1 pseudogene is annotated in these 1,174 nt (G+C 40.9%); it reads left to right on the top strand.

Annotated elements, in window-relative coordinates:
• Nucleotides 1-1,174, top strand: a pseudogene (locus H5163_RS20995) (TonB-dependent receptor); the annotation flags it as partial.

Genomic DNA, 1,174 nt, shown 5'->3' with positions numbered 1-1,174 from the left:
TGAACCTTAGCCACGTTACTCAAGCTGAAATTTGGGCTGGTGATCGTGATATCTCATCAATGGGTAACAGTTCAACAACAGAAAAAGGCCGTCTTCGTTTAACATCTAGTGCTATTTCTGATTCATTACGTAGTGATTTACTAGCTCAAGGTTATACCGAAAATAACACTGGAAAACCTAATGCAGGTTTTGACTTAGTTCCTAATGGTGCTGGTTCGGACGTTGGCCTTGATTCGTTCAGAGATCGCAGTGGTGATGTATATAATTATGCACCGGATAACTACTTAGCTACTCCGCAAGTACGTAATAGTATGTATGTACAAGCATTTTACGATTTATCTGATGACGTTAGATTAGTTTCTGACTTCATGATGACCAATCGTCAATCGTCTCAGTTGTTAGCAGCGATGCCGCTTACCATTGGTGCGTCTTTTGGTTCAGCAGCAAGTAAAGTAGATATTCATGCAAATAATATCTATAACCCTTTCGGTGAAACGTTATATGGTGATGCATCACGCGCTGGTGTTGAAGGTTATGTCCCTTTTGCTGGACAGCGCCGTTTTATTGAAGCTGGTAACCGTATTTATAAACAAAATGATACTACTTACCGTGCAATGGTTGGCTTAGAAGGTGGTATCGGTGATACTTCTTGGGTTTGGGATGCATCATATATTTACGGCAAAAATAGCCAAGACGTTTTAACCACAGGTCTACTTAATCTTACTCGTATTAACCAAGCATTAGGTGATAATTGTAACGCATCTACTTCGTGTGTCCCTCTAAATTTGTTTGGCGGTGAAGGTTCTATAACACCGGAAATGGTTGATTATGTAACTTTTGATAGTGTATCCCGCGAAGGTTTAGAGCTAAAAGATTACACATTAAACTTTGCGGGTGATGCGTTTGAATTACCTGCAGGTGTTGTAGGTATGGCTATCGGTTTAGAGCGTCGTGAAGAAACTGGTTACGATACGCCAGATCCATTAACACAAAGTGGTGAAACATCTGGTAACCAGCGTGATGCTACCTCTGGTGGTTTTCGCTTAGATGAGGCATATGTTGAGCTATCAATTCCTGTTATTGAAGGCTTAACTATTTCACCAGCAATTCGATTCTCAGATCACAGTGCATATGGTAGCAACTCTACTGCTAAAGTGGGTGTAGAATACCGTCC

Origin of the sequence: Pseudoalteromonas sp. SG44-8 (assembly GCF_014164125.1) — a bacterium.
GTDB classification, from domain to species: domain Bacteria; phylum Pseudomonadota; class Gammaproteobacteria; order Enterobacterales; family Alteromonadaceae; genus Pseudoalteromonas; species Pseudoalteromonas rhizosphaerae.
The sequence above is the reverse complement of the archived record's forward strand: the minus strand, read 5'-3'. Positions and strand labels throughout refer to the sequence as shown.